This is a genomic window from Streptomyces sp. NBC_01320, assembly GCF_035974375.1.
GTDB classification, from domain to species: domain Bacteria; phylum Actinomycetota; class Actinomycetes; order Streptomycetales; family Streptomycetaceae; genus Streptomyces; species Streptomyces yanii.
On record NZ_CP108390.1, the window covers coordinates 6,241,731 to 6,257,544 of the forward strand.

The 15,814-nt window shown below is 70.3% G+C and carries 14 protein-coding genes; 5 read left to right on the forward strand and 9 right to left on the reverse strand.

The features are described from left to right. Positions 1-7 precede the first annotated feature (7 nt). The 5 genes from OG395_RS28405 to OG395_RS28425 all read right to left on the reverse strand — a co-directional run bounded on the left by OG395_RS28405 (position 8) and on the right by OG395_RS28425 (position 5,314). The gene (locus OG395_RS28405) at positions 8-556 is read right to left on the reverse strand and encodes a bacterial proteasome activator family protein (protein WP_327245455.1); all 549 of its coding nucleotides are present in this window, start codon (positions 554-556) and stop codon (positions 8-10) included. Positions 557-688: 132 nt separating this feature from the next. After that, on the reverse strand, positions 689-3,556 hold the full coding sequence (locus tag OG395_RS28410) for an FtsX-like permease family protein (RefSeq protein ID WP_327245456.1): 2,868 nt from the start codon (positions 3,554-3,556) through the stop codon (positions 689-691). Further along, entirely contained in the window at positions 3,553-4,344 is a 792-nt protein-coding gene (locus tag OG395_RS28415) for an ABC transporter ATP-binding protein (RefSeq protein ID WP_327245457.1), read from the reverse strand. The genes OG395_RS28410 and OG395_RS28415 overlap by 4 nt, the downstream gene beginning before the upstream one ends. 100 nt (positions 4,345-4,444) lie before the next feature. Further along, positions 4,445-5,062, reverse strand: coding sequence for a PadR family transcriptional regulator (locus OG395_RS28420; protein WP_327245458.1), 618 nt, complete (start codon positions 5,060-5,062; stop codon positions 4,445-4,447). Positions 5,063-5,122: 60 nt separating this feature from the next. After that, a complete protein-coding gene (locus OG395_RS28425) occupies positions 5,123-5,314 on the reverse strand; it encodes a hypothetical protein (protein WP_327245459.1) in 192 nt (63 codons plus the stop codon). Between OG395_RS28425 and OG395_RS28430 the strand changes: the two genes are divergently transcribed. Continuing rightward, complete coding sequence (locus OG395_RS28430; RefSeq protein WP_327245460.1) at positions 5,313-6,062, forward strand: hypothetical protein; 750 nt, start codon at positions 5,313-5,315, stop codon at positions 6,060-6,062. The genes OG395_RS28425 and OG395_RS28430 overlap by 2 nt on opposite strands. Positions 6,063-6,123: 61 nt before the next feature. Here OG395_RS28430 and OG395_RS28435 read toward each other — a convergent pair whose 3' ends face one another. Beyond that, positions 6,124-7,767, reverse strand: coding sequence for a protein kinase domain-containing protein (locus tag OG395_RS28435; RefSeq protein ID WP_327245461.1), 1,644 nt, complete (start codon positions 7,765-7,767; stop codon positions 6,124-6,126). A 302-nt stretch (positions 7,768-8,069) separates the two neighbouring features. Between OG395_RS28435 and OG395_RS28440 the strand changes: the two genes are divergently transcribed. Continuing rightward, positions 8,070-9,635 (forward strand): protein kinase domain-containing protein, encoded by a 1,566-nt coding sequence (locus OG395_RS28440; protein ID WP_327245462.1) that lies wholly within the window; start codon positions 8,070-8,072, stop codon positions 9,633-9,635. 23 nt (positions 9,636-9,658) lie between these two features. Here the strand turns inward: OG395_RS28440 and OG395_RS28445 are convergent, their stop codons facing one another. The 3 genes from OG395_RS28445 to OG395_RS28455 form a co-directional block, all read right to left on the reverse strand. Next, entirely contained in the window at positions 9,659-10,642 is a 984-nt protein-coding gene (locus OG395_RS28445; protein ID WP_327249487.1) for a phosphotransferase, read from the reverse strand. Between the two features lie 63 nt (positions 10,643-10,705). Next, entirely contained in the window at positions 10,706-11,134 is a 429-nt protein-coding gene (locus OG395_RS28450) for a pyridoxamine 5'-phosphate oxidase family protein (RefSeq protein ID WP_327245463.1), read from the reverse strand. A 136-nt stretch (positions 11,135-11,270) separates the two neighbouring features. Further along, the gene (locus OG395_RS28455; protein WP_327249488.1) at positions 11,271-11,930 is read right to left on the reverse strand and encodes a response regulator transcription factor; all 660 of its coding nucleotides are present in this window, start codon (positions 11,928-11,930) and stop codon (positions 11,271-11,273) included. Positions 11,931-12,268: 338 nt separating this feature from the next. On the opposite strand from OG395_RS28455, the gene pdhA reads away from it, so the two are divergent. From pdhA to OG395_RS28470, 3 genes are read left to right on the forward strand one after another with little or no spacing between them, the layout of a single operon-like run. Then, a complete protein-coding gene (gene pdhA / locus OG395_RS28460; protein WP_266983861.1) occupies positions 12,269-13,417 on the forward strand; it encodes a pyruvate dehydrogenase (acetyl-transferring) E1 component subunit alpha in 1,149 nt (382 codons plus the stop codon). Positions 13,418-13,419: 2 nt separating this feature from the next. Continuing rightward, positions 13,420-14,400, forward strand: coding sequence for an alpha-ketoacid dehydrogenase subunit beta (locus OG395_RS28465; RefSeq protein ID WP_266983862.1), 981 nt, complete (start codon positions 13,420-13,422; stop codon positions 14,398-14,400). An 11-nt stretch (positions 14,401-14,411) separates the two neighbouring features. Continuing rightward, positions 14,412-15,812 carry a dihydrolipoamide acetyltransferase family protein gene (locus tag OG395_RS28470; RefSeq protein ID WP_327245464.1) on the forward strand — a complete coding sequence of 467 codons (1,401 nt, stop codon included), beginning with the start codon at positions 14,412-14,414 and terminating at the stop codon, positions 15,810-15,812. The last annotated feature ends 2 nt before the right edge of the window (positions 15,813-15,814 follow it).

Sequence of the window (15,814 nt, forward strand, 5' to 3'; positions counted from 1 at the left end):
GTACGCGTTACAGGTACGGCCCCGAGCGGATCGCCCCGTGCGCGTCCGATGCGCCGTCATCGTCCTCGTGGCCGCTGCCCGGCGGGAGGGCGCGACGCATCTGCTCCAGTTGCGCCCGGGCCGCCATCTGCTGGGCGAACAGCGCCGTCTGGATGCCGTGGAAGAGGCCTTCCAGCCAGCCGACCAACTGAGCCTGCGCAATTCGGAGTTCCGCCTCGGAGGGCACCGACTCCTCGGTGAACGGCAGGGAGAGCCGCTCAAGCTCCTCCACCAGCTCCGGGGCGAGGCCGTCCTCCAGCTCCTTCACGGAGCTTGCATGGATCTCCTTGAGCCTGACCCGGCTCGCCTCGTCGAGAGGAGCTGCCCTGACCTCTTCCAGGAGCTGCTTGATCATGCTGCCGATGCGCATGACCTTCGCGGGCTGTTCGACCATTTCTGTCACTGGGACCTCACGCGATTCGTCGTCAGTACCACCGCCGCCGATCGCCATGCCGTCCTGTCCCACTACGAGGACTTGGGGGTGCTCCTGCGACCGTTCATTCCTCGGCATCTCCATGCCGCCCATTGTCTCGCACACGTCCTGCTCAACAGGGTGGTGCCCCCGAATACGGTTGATCCACCGTTTTCGGGGGCACCTTATCCGCCCGGTCGGCGCATCATCCGGCCGTCACGGTCAATCGTTCGGCCGTCATCCGGCGCGCCTGGCCAGCGCCAGCCGCGAGCGGGTGAACGCCGCGGCGAGCAGCCCGGCCAGCAGCGGGACGACCAGGGCCAGCAAACCGATGGTCGCCCAGGGCAACACGATCGGCGTGTAGGCGGAGTTCATCGGTTCCACCCGCATGTCCTGCACTGCCTGGCGCAGGTCGACGAGCCGGAGCGCCACCGCCGGTACGAGACCCGCCGCCGTGCCGAGCAGGACGCCGGTGAGCGCGACCACCAGGCACTGGAAACCGGAGAGGGTGCGTCGTACGCCCGGGGGTGCACCGACCGCGCTGAGCGTGGTGAGGTCGGCCTCCGCGTCGGCCTTGGCGAGACCGGTCGTGATCGCGGCCGCGCCCAGGGTGACCACCCCCGCGAACAGGGAGAGGATCAGCAGGATCGTGCCTTCCTGCAGGTTCCTGTCGTCCCGCCCGCCCTCCGACTGGAGGTGGATCCCGCCGCCGGCCAGTTCGATCGCGGCCGATACCCGCTGATCCTCGGGGTCGGTCGGCGCGTGCGCGACCGCGTAGACGCTGCCGTACACCTCGGTGTGCAGACCGAGCCGTTGGGCCGTCCGCAGCGGCATGATCATGCGGACCCCGGGCGTGGTGGCGTACTGCTCGGGCGCCTGATAGACCTTCAGCCGGTCGGTACGGGTCTCGGCCTTGCCCGGATGCAGCTTCCGGTTCTTCTTGTCGCGGTCGTTGTACGTGTGGACGGCCTTGAGGGTGACCTCGCCGTTCGTCGCGTACGCCGGATTGAGCAGCACGGGTGTGCCGGCCGCCAGGGCCTTGGCGGCCGCGGGGTCACGGAGCTTCACATAGGTGTTGAGGAACTTCGCGTCGCCCAGGACGATGCCGCCCGGCCCACCCTGGAACGAGGTCGTGTACATGAACTCGTCCAGACAGGCGGGGGACCGCATCAGCTTCTTGTGCTCCTCGGCGGAGAGACTCGCAGCGAGCTCCCTGGCGCCCTTGCCCTTGAGCGGGCAGGAGTGGCCCTTGCCGGTGGGCTTGATCAGCTCGATCGAGCCGCAGCCGTTCTCCTCCTCGTAGTAGACGGCGCAGTCGCTGCCCGCCCAGACCCGGCCGAGGTCGGCGTGTCCGCCGTTGACGGCCAGGTTCCGTTCGACGGCGGCGCGGGCCAGGGGGAGCTGCTGGGTGGCCCCGCCGTCGGAAGCGATGAGAGCGACGGTGCCGGGGGTGAGCGACGGCGTGTACTCGAAGTCCGACTCGGCCAGCGTGCTGGACATATAGGTGGCGATGGCCACCGACCCCGCCACGGCCGCCATCACGGCCGCGACCGCCGGTGCCGTCCGTCCCCGGTTGCGGGCCGCGTCGCGCAGCGCCATCCGCGGGGAGAGCGGGAACCTGCGGCCGAGCCTCCCCAGGAGGCCGACGATCATCGGGATGCAGCAGAGGAGCCCGAGTTCGGCGACGACCGAGCCGCCCGCGACCGACGTCGAGTCGCCACTGGTGCCGCCGTGGACGGCGATGGCGATGCCGCCCAGCAGGGCGGCTGCACCGATCAGCGGAAGCACCCGGGAGCTGCGGCGGATGCCGCGACGGCCGCTGAGCGACTCCAGTACGGACTGCCGGCTCGCCACGATCGCGGGGGCGAGCGCCGCCAGCAGACCGGTGACGAGGCCGATCACGGCAATGGTCAGCAGCTCGGACGGGTGCACGGCGAGCGAGCCGAAGCGGTGTCCGGCCCAGCCCTCGATCATCGGGCGGAACACCACGGTGAGCAGGAACCCGACCACGACACCGACGACGGCACCGGCGCCGCCGAGCACCAGCCCGCCGAAGAGGACCACGGCCCGCACATGGCGCCGGTCGCCGCCGCACGTACCGACTAGGCCCAGCTGGCGGCGGGAGCGGCGGGCACCGACCGCGAAGGCCGGTCCGGCGAGCAGGACGATCTCCAGGACGGCCATGGCGACCACGGTGATCAGTGCCGCGCTCAGTTCTTCGGAACCGCCGTACGAGCTGCCGCTCATGGACCGGGCCATCGGGACCTCGGAGTCCGGCGGCGGGTCGAGAACGACCTGACGGGACACGACAAGCGCGCCCCGCTCATTGGCCGCGAGCACGTCGGCCCAGCTCACGCCCGCCCCGTGGGCGCCCTTGACCAGCCACTCCTTCGAGCCTGTGTTCGGCGGGAGCACCTTCTTGTCGTGCTTGGCCAGGGTCCGCCACGGGGCGATGACCGCCCCGGGTTCGGCGTACAGCGCTGTGGACTTGAGGTTGTCCGGCCGCTCGACGACACCGGTGATGGTGTATGTGCGCTCGGGGCCGCGCAGGGTGGTGCGTGAGCCGACGTGCAGACCCGACTTCTTCAGGAACGGCTCGGTGGCGGCCATTTCGGAGTCGCGCCGCGGAAGGGAGCCCCGCACGAGGTCGACCTTGCCGTGGACCATGGGGTCTGAGGTCCGGAGCTCGACGATGTCGGTGGTGGCCATCCCGTAGGCGGTGGTTGCCTCCGCCGGGACGGTCTCGATGCTGATCGCGTGCGCGCCCTCGGGCAGCGCGGTCGTCGTGTCGATGCCCGGAACGGATGTGCCACCCGGCTGCGAGGTGTCGTCCGGCACCACGCCGTACGACTTCCCGTCGGGCATCTGCTCGATCGCACCCGCCCCCATGCCCGGGTCGCTGAACAGCGCGTCCGCGGAGCCCATCGCGGCGGTCAGCTCCTCCGCCTGGGTCGGCGTCACACTGCGGTACGTCACATCTGCGGCCGTCACACCGAGTACCGGCAGCGCGATCATCGCGACGACCAGGGCACTGCGGCCCTTGGCCCGCATCGCGTCGCGCCGGGCGATCCTGAGGGCGGCACGCCAGCCCGTGAACATGCTCACTCGGCGCCCTCGACGGCGAGCAGCGAGTCGGCGCCGGTGGCCAGCGTCTGGTCGACGATCGAGCCGTCCCGGAGGAACACCACCCGGTCCGCCCAGGCGGCGTACCGCGGCTCGTGCGTCACCATCACCCCGGCCGCACCCTGGTCGCACCGGTTCCGCAGCAGGGCGAGGACGGCCTCACCGGTCTCCGAGTCGAGCGCCCCGGTCGGCTCGTCGGCGAGGACCAGGCGCCGGTCCCCGACCAGCGCACGCGCGATCGCGACCCGCTGCTGCTGACCCCCGGACATCTCGTCGGGGAACCGGTCTGCGATCTGCAACAGGCCCATCTCCTCCAGCGCTGCCCGCGCCTCCTTGCGCGCCTTGCGCACGGAGACGCCGTCGAGTTCGCGCGGCAGGGCGATGTTCTCGGCGGTGGTCAGCGCCGGGATCAGGTTGTAGTCCTGGAAGACATAGCCGACGCTGCGCCGGCGCAGGGTGGCGACGCCCTTGCGGCCGAGCGTGGAGATGTCCTGCCCCTCGATGACGACCTGGCCGCTGCTCGCGGTGTCGAGACCGCCGGCCAGCGTCAGCAGAGTGGACTTGCCGGAGCCGGACGGGCCCATCACGGCGACGAGTTCACCGGTGTGCACGGAGAGGTTGATGCCGCGCAGGGCATGTACTTCGGCGATACCGGTGCCGTGGGTGCGTGTGAGATGGCGGAGTTCGAGCACGGGCGCGTCGACGGGCAGGGGCGCGGCGGAGAGCCGGGGTGTCGGTGACGGAGATGCGGACGGGACGTGCGAGGACATGGTGGTTGGTTCCCCCCTCGGGATCGGTTCTGCGGTCTTCGCCGTGAACCGCGGACCGGTTCTGTGGTCTGCGCCGCGAACCGCGGGTTCGGCTCTTCGGTCAGCGCCGTGGGCGCGGGCGCGCAGGGGTGCGTGCCGGGGCACGGCCGGTCGTACGCGTCTCGGGCTCCGGATCCGTGGCGGCGGCCTCGGCGAGGCGGACCAGGCGCGACTCACAGTGGTCCAGCCAGCGGGCCTCGGCCTCCGCCTGGAAGATCAGCTGTTCCAGTACGAGGAGCCAGGCCACCTCGTCACGGTTGGCCGGGACGTCAGCGAGCGCCTGCGCCTTCAGCCGGGTGTAGTCCTGCATCGCCTTGACGGTGTGGTGGCGCTGCGACTGGATGACGGCCCGGATGTCGACGCCGGGTGCACCGACCGCCATGGCGAGCTTGATCGCCAGCTCGTCGCGGGGAGGGTTGCTGCGGTCGACAGGTGTCTCGAACCAGCTGCGCAGTTCGGCACGTCCGCCGTCGGTGATCGAGTAGAGGGCGTGCCCCTGATCGTCCTCACCGTCCTGGACGACCATGCCGTCGCGCTCCAGCCGGCTCAGCGTGGTGTACACCTGGCCGACGTTCAGGGGCCAGGTGGAGCCGGTGCGGGACTCGAATTCTGTGCGGAGCTGGGAGCCGTAACGGGGACCACGCTCCAGAAGGGCCAGGAGTCCATGACGGATCGACATACTCAGTATGTATACCGAGTATGTTGATCCGTGCAAGTCCCTGCCGGGCGCTCGCGCCCCTCAGCCGGTGCGGCGCATCCGGAGCCCCAGGAAACCCAGACCCAGCCCGACCAGGGCTATTCCGGCGCCCAGCGACACTGTCTGCACTCGTCGCGCGGCGGGAGTGTCGAGGGCCTGTGGCGCGAGCCGGCCCTCGGGCGGGGAGCCGCTCACTGCGGGCGTGACCGCGGGCACCGCGACGGGAGTCGTCATGACGGGCTGCACCTCGGGCAGGCCGTGGGGGGTGTCGCGATGGGCGAGCTCCGACGATGAGAACGGCCGGCCCGGCCGCAGGCGCCCCTCCCCGGCCTGCCGCCCGGCGAGCGGTGGCTGCGCCTCGGGCCGGGCCGACGGCCTGGCGGGCGGGCTCGTGGATGACGAGGGGGAACGGGAGGGTGAGACCGAGCGGGAGGGCGAAGCCGAGCGTGACGCCGAGGCGGAGGCGGAGGGCGAGGCCGAGTGTGACGCCGAGGCGGAGGCGGAGGGCGAGGCCGAGTGTGACGCCGAGGCGGAGGCGGAGGGCGAGGCCGAGCGTGACGCCGAGGCGGAGGGGGCGGCCGGCCTGCGGGTCGACCCGGCCGGGGAGGGCGAGGGCGGAAGCGTCGCGCCATCGGCCGAAGGGGTGACGGAGGGTCCGCCCGGCGGGCTGGCGGACGCATCGGTGGAGGCGGTGCCGGTCGGGGCGGCGGAACTCGGGGGCGGGGAGTGCTCGGGGGGCGGCGGAGCGGCCACCGATTGGCCGGCCCGAGCCCGGGTCAGCCCCGGCGTACCACCGGAAGTGCGCTGGTCGGCGTGTGCCTGTCCCTGTGCCTGCCCCAAGGCCGCCCCCGCGGCTATCACCAGACAGGCCACACACCTCGACGACCATATGGAGAGGAGTGCTGAAGCCATGGGGTCAGCGTCACATGTGCCGATATGTCCGGCATCTCAAGTGTCTGTCCGGTATCCCGGGCGCCCGTAAGACGAAACGGTCCGGCACACCTCACGCGTGCCGGACCGTCACTTCTCCCTGTGCGTGCGTCTCAGGCCGGGTCGCCCGTCGAGACGCGCAGCTCGAAGTGCGCGCCCTTCTCGTCCATGGCGGTACCGGCGGACGGGAACTGTTCCAAGACCTGGTCCTCGGCGTAGGTGTTGCCCGGGACCTTGATCTTCTTGATCGTCCAGCCCGCGGCCCTGGCACATTCCTTGGCGGAGAGGTAGTCCTTGTACGTGAAGTCCGGCGCCTCGATCTTGCTCGGGTCGTCGCTGTCCTCGGAGGGGTCGGTGCAGTCTTCCGTCTTCATCGTCCGGTTCCGCTCCGGATCCTTGTGCTCGCCCGCCACCGCCGAGCTGCTCGGGTCACCGCCCTTGCCGGTGTCCGAGCCCGGGTCGCCCTTCAGCGACAGCACCGTGATCAGGCCGCCTATCGCGATCAGCGCGACCACGATCGAACCGACGATCACCGGCATGTTCCGCTTGCCGCCGCCACCGGTGCCACCGCCGCCACCCACCGGCTGCGGCGAGATCGTGTACGGCGTCGGGGCCGGGGTCCGGTACGCCGGGCTCGACTGCGGGTAGCCGTAGCTCGGCGACGGCGACGGCGACGGCGTGGGCGCCGGGGTCGGCGGGCCGTACGGGCCGGGCTGCTGCTGGTACTGCTGCGGCTGGTACGGCATCTGCACGCCCTGCGGCGCCTGCGTGGACTGGTCGACCGGCGGGAAGACCGCGGAGCCGACGCCCGAGCCGCTGTTCGCCGGTCCGGCCGCGCCGCCGATGATCACCGGGGCGCCCGTCCGGCCGCCGGCGTTCAGCACGCGCGTGATCTCGTCCTGCATCGCCGCCGCGCTGGGGAAGCGCTCGTTCGGGTTCTTCTTCAGTGCCCGGGCGACCAGTGCGTCCATCGCCGGGGTGATCGACCGGTTGATGGAGGACGGCGCGACCGGCTCCTCCTGGACGTGCGCGTACGCGATGGCGAGCGGCGAGTCCGCGTCGAACGGGATCCGTCCGGTCAGCAGCTGGAACAGCATGATGCCGACCGAGTACAGGTCGGAGCGCGCGTCCACCCCACGGCCCAGGGCCTGTTCGGGGGAGAGGTACTGCGGGGTGCCGACGACCATGCCGGTCTGCGTCATCGACGTGACGCCCGACTGCATGGCGCGGGCGATGCCGAAGTCCATGACCTTCACGACGCCGCGCTTGGTCACCATCACGTTGCCGGGCTTGATGTCGCGGTGGACCAGGCTCATTTCGTGGCTGGTGTCCAGCGCGGCCAGTACGTCGCCGGTGACCTTGAGTGCCTTGTCGGCCGGCATCGCGCCGTAACTGCGGATGTCCGCCTGGAGTACGGAGCCGAGGGGCTCCCCCTCGACGTACTCCATGACGATGTACGGCATCAGCGCGCCGCCGAGCTCGTCCTCGCCGGTGTCGAAGACCGAGACGATGTTGGTGTGCTGCAGCTTGGCCACGGCCTGAGCCTCGCGACGGAACCGCTCACGGAAGGACTGCTCGCGCCCCAGCTCCGTGTGCAAGGTCTTGATCGCCACCTGACGGTCGAGCGCGGAGTCGTACGCCAGATATACGGACGCCATCCCGCCTTCGCCGAGCAGGTCGCGAAGCTGGTAGCGGCCGCCGGCGACCGAACCACCCGCGTAGCGACCCTGGGCGCCGTGTGCGCCGTCCTGGCTCATGACTTGCTTCCCCCTCGGCGCGCGTCTCACGCGAAGATCCGTATGACGGGCCAAGTCTGCCCGAGGGGTACGACACGTCAAGCCGGGTGCCCGTTCCGTGACCCTACGCACAAGAAGCGTCTCGGAAGCGTTACAGGAAAAGCATGGAATTTGCGTGAGCGGGGCAGCAGCCGGTTTGATGGCCCGTCCCTCTCGAGACCGGGTGTCCTACAGAGCCTGTAGCGTGACGTGGCAATGCAGCAAGGCATGCAAGACACCGTGAGAACCCGCGGACGTGCGGACAGATACGACGGCGAGGACTGATGGCACCCGAACCCGAAGCAAACGGCGGCGGAGTTTCGGATGCGGCCGACTCCTGGGGCATAGGAGGTGTGGTCGGTGACGGACGCTACCGGATGACGCACCGGCTGGGCCGGGGTGGCATGGCCGAGGTCTTTGCCGCGGAGGACGTCCGGCTGGGACGTACGGTCGCGGTGAAACTGCTCCGTTCCGATCTTGCCGAGGACCCGGTCTCCAAGGCCCGGTTCACGCGTGAGGCACAGTCCGTCGCGGGCCTCAACCACCATGCGATCGTCGCCGTGTACGACTCCGGTGAGGACGTCGTGGGCGGCCAGACCGTCCCGTACATCGTGATGGAGCTCGTCGAGGGCCGCACCATCCGCGATCTGCTGCTCAACGCCGAGGCGCCGCCGCCCGAGCAGGCGTTGATCATCGTCTCGGGGGTGCTGGAGGCCCTCGCGTACTCGCACCAGCACGGCATCGTGCACCGTGACATCAAGCCGGCCAACGTGATCATCACGAACTCCGGCGCGGTCAAGGTGATGGACTTCGGCATCGCCCGTGCGCTGCACGGCGCGCAGTCGACGATGACCCAGACCGGCATGGTCATGGGCACGCCGCAGTACCTCTCCCCCGAACAGGCGCTGGGCAAGGCCGTCGACCACCGCTCCGACCTGTACGCCACCGGCTGTCTGCTCTACGAACTCCTCGCGCTCCGGCCCCCGTTCACGGGTGAGACACCGCTCTCCGTGGTGTACCAGCACGTTCAGGACATTCCGGTCCCGCCGTCCGAGATCATGGACGCGGTGCCGCCCGAGCTGGACGGGCTCGTCATGCGGTCGCTCGCGAAGGACCCGGACGACCGGTTCCAGAGCGCCGAGGAGATGCGCGGGCTGGTCCAGTACGGCCTGCAGATGCTCCAGGTGCAGGGCGGGCACACGGGCACGTGGAACACCGGACCGGTCACCGCGCACGAGCGCGGCAACACCCCCGCCATGGGCATGCCCGGCGGGACGATGGCGATGGGGCACCCGCAGCACGGGGACACCTCGCAGAGCCCGATCCTGCCGCCGATGAATCCGGACGACGGCGGGTACGACGGCGGACGCCGCAGCGGTGGCGGCCGCGGCAAGCTCTGGCTGTTCGTCGTCCTCGCGCTGATCGCGATCGGGGCGGGTGTCGCCATCGCGGTGAACGCCGCGGGCAACAACGACAACAACCACCGGCAACCGCCCCCCGTTACTTCCAGCTCCCCTGCCGCGAAGGAGAGTTCGGCGGAGCCGACCGACGAGCAGACGGACATCGTCCCGCCGCCGGCCGACACCACCGGTGGCGAGCAGCGGCCGAGCAAACCGCCGTCCTTCTCCTCGTCCCCCTCGCCGAGCAAGCCGTCCGAGACCCCGTCCGACACGGCCACCCCGCCGGACACCGGCACGTCCGACGGCACGACGAACGAGGGCACGACCGGTGGCGAGACCCCCGCGCCGAGTGACACGGCCACCGCTCCGGGCACCCCGGGCGGCGGCGCCGTCGCCGGTACGGAAGGCGGCAGCACCGGTGACAGCGCGGCCGGCGGTACGCCTCAGTAGCGCCCCTGTGGCGCCGACCGCCCTCACCCCGTGAAGGCGTCGCGCACCGCCTCGTACTCCCGCGTCCACCAGACCGCCAGGGCCGACACCGCAGGAAACTGCGGGTCGGCCCTTCGGTCGTCCAGGCGGTAGCGCCAGCGCAGTATCCAGAAGTCGTTGAGCCGTTCCCACCACACCCGGTGCACCGCGGCGGCCAGTTCGCAGGCGCCCGCCCCGACCGCACACCGGTAGGCCCGCGCGTAGGCCCGTACCCTCCCCAGGTCCAGCTTCCCGCCGGGCTGTACGAAGAAGATCGCCGCGGCCCGTACCGCCTCCTCGGCGCGCGGCTGCACCCCCAGCCGGTCCCAGTCGATGATCGCCACCGGGTCGGCGTCCCGGTACAGCACGTTCAGCGGGTGGAAGTCGCCGTGCACCCAGCCGGTCGCCGGGATGTCGGGGGTGGGCGGCCGGCGGTCGGCGTGCCGTTCCAGCAGGGCACGCCGCTCGACGAGGCGGTGCTCGGCCAGCTCGTCGAAGGAGTCCCGGGGGCGGCGGTCCCGCGCCGCGGCCAGCAGGTCGTCGATCAGCGCGAACGTGTCGACGGCGTCCGGGCTGGCATGCCCGCGCCCCCTGGTCGCCCCCGTCTCCATCACCTGCGCGAGCCCCGTGTGTACGGCTCCCAGGAGCGCCCCGAGCCGTTCCGACTGCGCGAGGGTCAGCTGGGCGCCGACGCGGTGCAGTCCGTCCACCCAGGGGTGCAGCGCGTAGCACCGGCCGTCGATCTCCGTGACCGTGTCACCCTCCGTGTCCTCGACGGGCGGGGCGACCGGAACCCCCAGCGACTGCAGCCGCTGGGTGGCGCGGTGCTGGCGGACGATCGTCGCGCGGTCGCCGGTGGAGTCGTCGACGTGGTGTTTGAGGAAGTACGAGCCGCGGGTGGTGGAGACGCGGTAGCCGTGGTTGAGGAGGCCCTTGGTGAGGGGCTTGCAGCTGAGGGGCTCACCGGTGTCCGGGTAGCGGCGCAGCACGTCGCCGACCGGAGGAACAGGCGGGAGGGTGACAGATGAGCGCGGCACTCGCCAGATGGTAGATCACGCTGCGTGTCGGTTCGGCTGACTTGCGTGGAAGCCCAGAGTGTGCACCGTGACGAAGTGCGGAGCGAGGCGGAGAAAGACCGGCTCGAAGGGTTCGCCGTTGACCTCCCGAGGTGCCGCACCGAAGCGCTCGCGCTGCTCCTCGGTCGGATGCACGATCTCGGCAGGGCCGGTGAACTGGACCGACCACAGGTCGCCGCCGTCGCCGGATGCCGCCGCGTTGAAATTGTCCGCCCCGTAGGCGACGACGGTGCCGTCGCACGAAGCGTGGTACCCGAGTCCGCTGTGCATCCGCAGGACGACGTGGCCGTCGATCACGATGTGACGGGCCACCGCCAGATACGGGAGCGCCCGCCGGGTCGTCGCCAGCCGGCCGTACGGCACCCGGGCAAGCAGCTCGATCGCTTGCAGTTCCTCAGAGGACATGCGCTCCACTCTGCGATACGGCGGCGGGCACAGAAAGAGGCCGCGGCCCCGGGTGGTCCGGGACCAAAGTCCCGAAAGTCACTGAGGGGCGCGGCCCCGCCGGGCAGGAGGGAAGGCGCCCGCGGCCCCGTCCCGCTCAGCGCTGCTCGGCCTGGAGGCGCGCCACATAGGCGGCGGCCTGCGAGCGGCGCTCCATGCCCAGCTTGGAGAGCAGGCTGGAGACATAGTTCTTGATCGTCTTCTCGGCGAGATGGAGCCGTTCGCCGATCACCCGGTTCGTCAGCCCCTCGCCGATCAGGTCGAGGATCTTGCGCTCCTGGTCGGTGAGGCTCGCGAGCTTGTCGTCGCCCCGGCCCTTCTTTCCCTCCCGCAGCCGCTCCAGGACACGCGCGGTCGCGACCGGGTCCAGCAGCGATTTTCCGGCCGCCACATCCCGTACCGCATTCAGCAGCTCATTGCCGCGGATCGCCTTCAGCACGTATCCCGACGCGCCCGCCATGATCGCGTCGAAGAGGGCTTCGTCATCGGCGTACGACGTCAGCATCAGGCAGTGGATGCTGTCGTCCAGAGAACGGATCTCCCGGCAGACCTCCACCCCGCTGCCGTCCGGCAGCCGTACGTCGAGCACCGCCACATCGGGCCGGGTCGCGGGGATACGCGCCAGTGCGTCCGCCGCCGTACCGGCTTCGCCGACGACTTCGATGTCGTCCTCGACCGAGAGAAGTTCATGGACCCCGCGTCGCACGACCTCATGGTCGTCCAACAGAAATACGGTGATTTTTCCTTCTTCGCGCACAATCGCAGTCTCACACACTCCCCTCTTCCCTGCCGCTGAACGGCGGGATAACGTGCCGTTGTTCCGGCGGCCTGCAAGGCCGTTGCCAGTGCTGTGACCAGCGAGAGTTCCCGAATTTCTCGATTTACTTGGATATCCAAGCAAAATCGCAGGTCAGACAGGTTTTCGCAGTTGCGCGATGCACTGGGTAACGTGCCTTTGACAGGGCGCTCGCCGGGGCACCTGTCACGCCTGTTCCCGGCCGAGCGGCACCCACCCCGTGCACGGGTACGGACACAGGCGAGCCGCACTGGTCTCCCGGCAGACCCCGGGGGCCGGACCGACGGAGGAGCACGCACGTGACCGTGGAGAGCACTGCCGCGCGCAAACCGCGACGCAGCAGCAAGCGGACCAGCGCCGCGAAGACGCCACAGAGTTCCGAGCCCGAGCTCGTACAGCTGCTGACGCCCGAGGGCGAGCGCGTGGAGCACCCGGACTACACCATCGACCTGACCGCGGACGAGCTGCGCGGTCTGTACCGGGACATGGTCCTGACCCGCCGCTTCGACGCCGAGGCGACTGCCCTGCAGCGTCAGGGCGAACTGGGTCTGTGGGCCTCGCTGCTCGGTCAGGAGGCCGCACAGATCGGCTCCGGCCGGGCGCTGCGGGACGACGACTACGTCTTCCCGACCTACCGTGAGCACGGTGTCGCCTGGTGCCGCGGGGTCGACCCGACCAATCTGCTCGGAATGTTCCGCGGTGTGAATCACGGCGGCTGGGACCCGAACAGCAACAACTTCCACCTGTACACGATCGTCATCGGCTCGCAGACCCTGCACGCCACCGGCTACGCCATGGGCGTCGCCAAGGACGGCGCGGACTCCGCCGTGATCGCGTACTTCGGGGACGGCGCCTCCAGCCAGGGCGACGTCGCCGAGTCGTTCACCTTCTCCGCGGTCTACAACGCCCCGGTCGTCTTCTTCTGCCAGAACAACCAGTGGGCGATCTCCGAGCCCACCGAGAGGCAGACCCGCGTCCCGCTCTACCAGCGCGCGCAGGGCTTCGGCTTCCCAGGCGTCCGGGTCGACGGCAACGACGTACTCGCCTGCCTCGCCGTCACCAAGTCGGCGCTGGAGCGGGCCCGACGGGGCGAGGGCCCCACCCTCGTCGAGGCGTTCACCTACCGGATGGGCGCGCACACCACCTCCGACGACCCGACGAAGTACCGGGCGGACGAGGAGCGCGCCTCCTGGGAGGCCAAGGACCCGATCCTGCGGCTCCGTACGTACCTGGAGAAGCAGGAGCTCGCCGACGAGGCGTACTTCTCCGCGCTCGACGAGGAGAGCGAGGCTCTCGGCAAGCGGGTCCGCGAAGCAGTACGGGCCATGCCCGACCCGGACCGAATGGCGATCTTCGACCACGCGTACGCCGACGGGAGCCCCCTCGTCGACGAGGAGCGCGCCCAGTTCGCCGCCTACCAGGCTTCGTTCGCCGAGGAGGGCAACTAGTCATGGCCCTGGAAAAGATGTCCATCGCGAAGGCGCTCAACGAGTCGCTGCGCAAGGCCCTCGACACCGACCCCAAGGTCCTCATCATGGGTGAGGACGTCGGCAAGCTGGGCGGGGTCTTCCGGATCACCGACGGGCTCCAGAAGGACTTCGGCGAGGACCGGGTCATCGACACGCCGCTCGCCGAGTCCGGCATCGTCGGCACCGCGATCGGTCTGGCCCTGCGCGGCTACCGGCCGATCGTGGAGATCCAGTTCGACGGTTTCGTCTTCCCCGCGTACGACCAGATCGTCACGCAGCTCGCGAAGATGCACGCCCGCGCGCTCGGCAAGATCAAGCTGCCGGTCGTCGTCCGGATCCCTTACGGCGGCGGCATCGGCGCCGTCGAGCACCACAGCGAGTCGCCCGAGGCGCTGTTCGCGCACGTCGCTGGGTTGAAGGTGGTCTCGCCGTCCAACGCCTCGGACGCCTACTGGATGATGCAGCAGGCCGTCCAGAGCGACGACCCGATCATCTTCTTCGAGCCGAAGCGGCGTTACTGGGACAAGGGCGAGGTCGAGACCGACCTCATTCCCGGCCCGCTGCACAAGGCCGCGACGGTACGGGAGGGATCGGACCTCACCCTCGCCGCGTACGGCCCGATGGTGAAGGTCTGCCTGGAGGCCGCCGCGGCCGCCCAGGAGGAGGGCAAGTCGATCGAGGTCCTGGACCTGCGGTCGATGTCCCCGATCGACTTCGACTCCGTCCAGGCCTCGGTCGAGAAGACCGGCCGGCTGGTCGTCGTCCACGAGGCGCCGGTGTTCTACGGATCCGGTGCCGAGATCGCCGCCCGCATCACCGAGCGCTGCTTCTACCATCTGGAGGCACCGGTGCTCAGGGTCGGCGGCTACCACGTCCCGTATCCGCCGGCGCGTCTCGAGGACGAGTATCTGCCGGGCCTGGACCGGGTGCTCGACGCCGTCGACCGCTCGCTGGCGTACTGAGGAGAGGGGCCGTGACGACGATGACCGAAGCGTCTGCTCGCTTCCGTGAATTCAAGATGCCCGACGTGGGCGAGGGACTGACCGAGGCCGAGATCCTCAAGTGGTACGTACAGCCGGGCGACACCGTCACCGACGGCCAGGTCGTCTGCGAGGTCGAGACCGCGAAGGCGGCCGTGGAGCTGCCGATCCCGTTCGACGGCGTGGTGCACGAGCTGCGCTTCGCCGAGGGCACGACCGTCGACGTCGGCCAGGTGATCATCGCGGTGGACGTGGCTCCGGGCAGCGGTGACGCGGCTGCACAGGCGGCTCCGGCTCCGGCCGCGGCCGAACCGGAACCGGAGGCGCCGAAGGGCCGCCAGCCGGTGCTGGTGGGCTACGGCGTGGCCGAGTCCTCCACCAAGCGCCGCGCCCGTAAGGGCGCCGAGCAGCCGGCTGCCGCGGCTGCCGCGATCCAGGGCGAGCTGAACGGCCGCGGACCGGCCGTCCCGGAGAGCCGCCCGCTCGCCAAGCCGCCGGTGCGCAAGCTGGCCAAGGACCTGGGCATCGACCTGGCCACGGTCGTCCCGACCGGCGAGGGCGGGATCATCACGCGCGAGGACGTGCACGCGGCGGCCATGCCCGCACCGGCGCAGGCGCCCGCACCCGCCCCGGTTTCGGCCACGGTCCCGGAACCGGCGGTCGTCGCCACCGTGCCCGCCGCGGTGCCGGGTGCCCGGGAGACCCGTATCCCGGTCAAGGGTGTGCGGAAGGCCATTGCGCAGGCCATGGTCGGCAGTGCGTTCACCGCACCGCATGTCACCGAGTTCGTGACGGTCGACGTCACGCGCACGATGAAGCTCGTGGCGGAGCTCAAGGACGACAAGGACATGGCGGGGGTCCGGGTCAACCCGCTCCTGATCATTGCCAAGGCGCTCCTGGTCGCGATCAAGCGGAACCCGGAGATCAACGCTGCCTGGGACGAGGCCAACCAGGAGATCGTGCAGAAGCACTATGTGAACCTGGGCATCGCGGCCGCAACACCGCGCGGTCTGATCGTGCCGAACATCAAGGACGCGCAGGACAAGACCCTGCCGCAGCTCGCCGCCGCACTGGGCGAGCTGGTCGCCACGGCCCGGGACGGCAGGACGTCTCCCGCCGCCATGGCGGGCGGCACGGTGACGATCACCAACGTTGGCGTCTTCGGCGTCGACACGGGTACGCCGATCCTGAACCCGGGTGAGTCCGCGATCCTCGCGGTCGGTGCGATCAAGCTGCAGCCGTGGGTCCACAAGGGCAAGGTGAAGCCCCGTCAGGTCACCACGCTGGCGCTGTCGTTCGACCACCGTCTGGTCGATGGTGAGCTCGGTTCCAAGGTCCTGGCGGATGTCGCCGCGATCCTGGAACAGCCCAAGAGGCTGATCACCTGGGCCTGATG

Excerpts from the sequence above, each read along its gene's own strand:
- OG395_RS28405 (WP_327245455.1), bottom strand. The coding sequence starts at position 556 with ATGGAGATGCCGAGGAATGAACGGTCGCAGGAGCACCCCCAAGTCCTC.
- OG395_RS28415 (WP_327245457.1), bottom strand. The coding sequence starts at position 4,344 with ATGTCCTCGCACGTCCCGTCCGCATCTCCGTCACCGACACCCCGGCTC.
- OG395_RS28420 (WP_327245458.1), bottom strand. The coding sequence starts at position 5,062 with ATGTCGATCCGTCATGGACTCCTGGCCCTTCTGGAGCGTGGTCCCCGT.
- OG395_RS28430 (WP_327245460.1), top strand. The coding sequence starts at position 5,313 with ATGACGGGCTGCACCTCGGGCAGGCCGTGGGGGGTGTCGCGATGGGCG.
- OG395_RS28425 (WP_327245459.1), bottom strand. The coding sequence starts at position 5,314 with ATGACGACTCCCGTCGCGGTGCCCGCGGTCACGCCCGCAGTGAGCGGC.
- OG395_RS28435 (WP_327245461.1), bottom strand. The coding sequence starts at position 7,767 with ATGAGCCAGGACGGCGCACACGGCGCCCAGGGTCGCTACGCGGGTGGT.
- OG395_RS28440 (WP_327245462.1), top strand. The coding sequence starts at position 8,070 with ATGGCACCCGAACCCGAAGCAAACGGCGGCGGAGTTTCGGATGCGGCC.
- OG395_RS28450 (WP_327245463.1), bottom strand. The coding sequence starts at position 11,134 with ATGTCCTCTGAGGAACTGCAAGCGATCGAGCTGCTTGCCCGGGTGCCG.
- OG395_RS28465 (WP_266983862.1), top strand. The coding sequence starts at position 13,420 with ATGGCCCTGGAAAAGATGTCCATCGCGAAGGCGCTCAACGAGTCGCTG.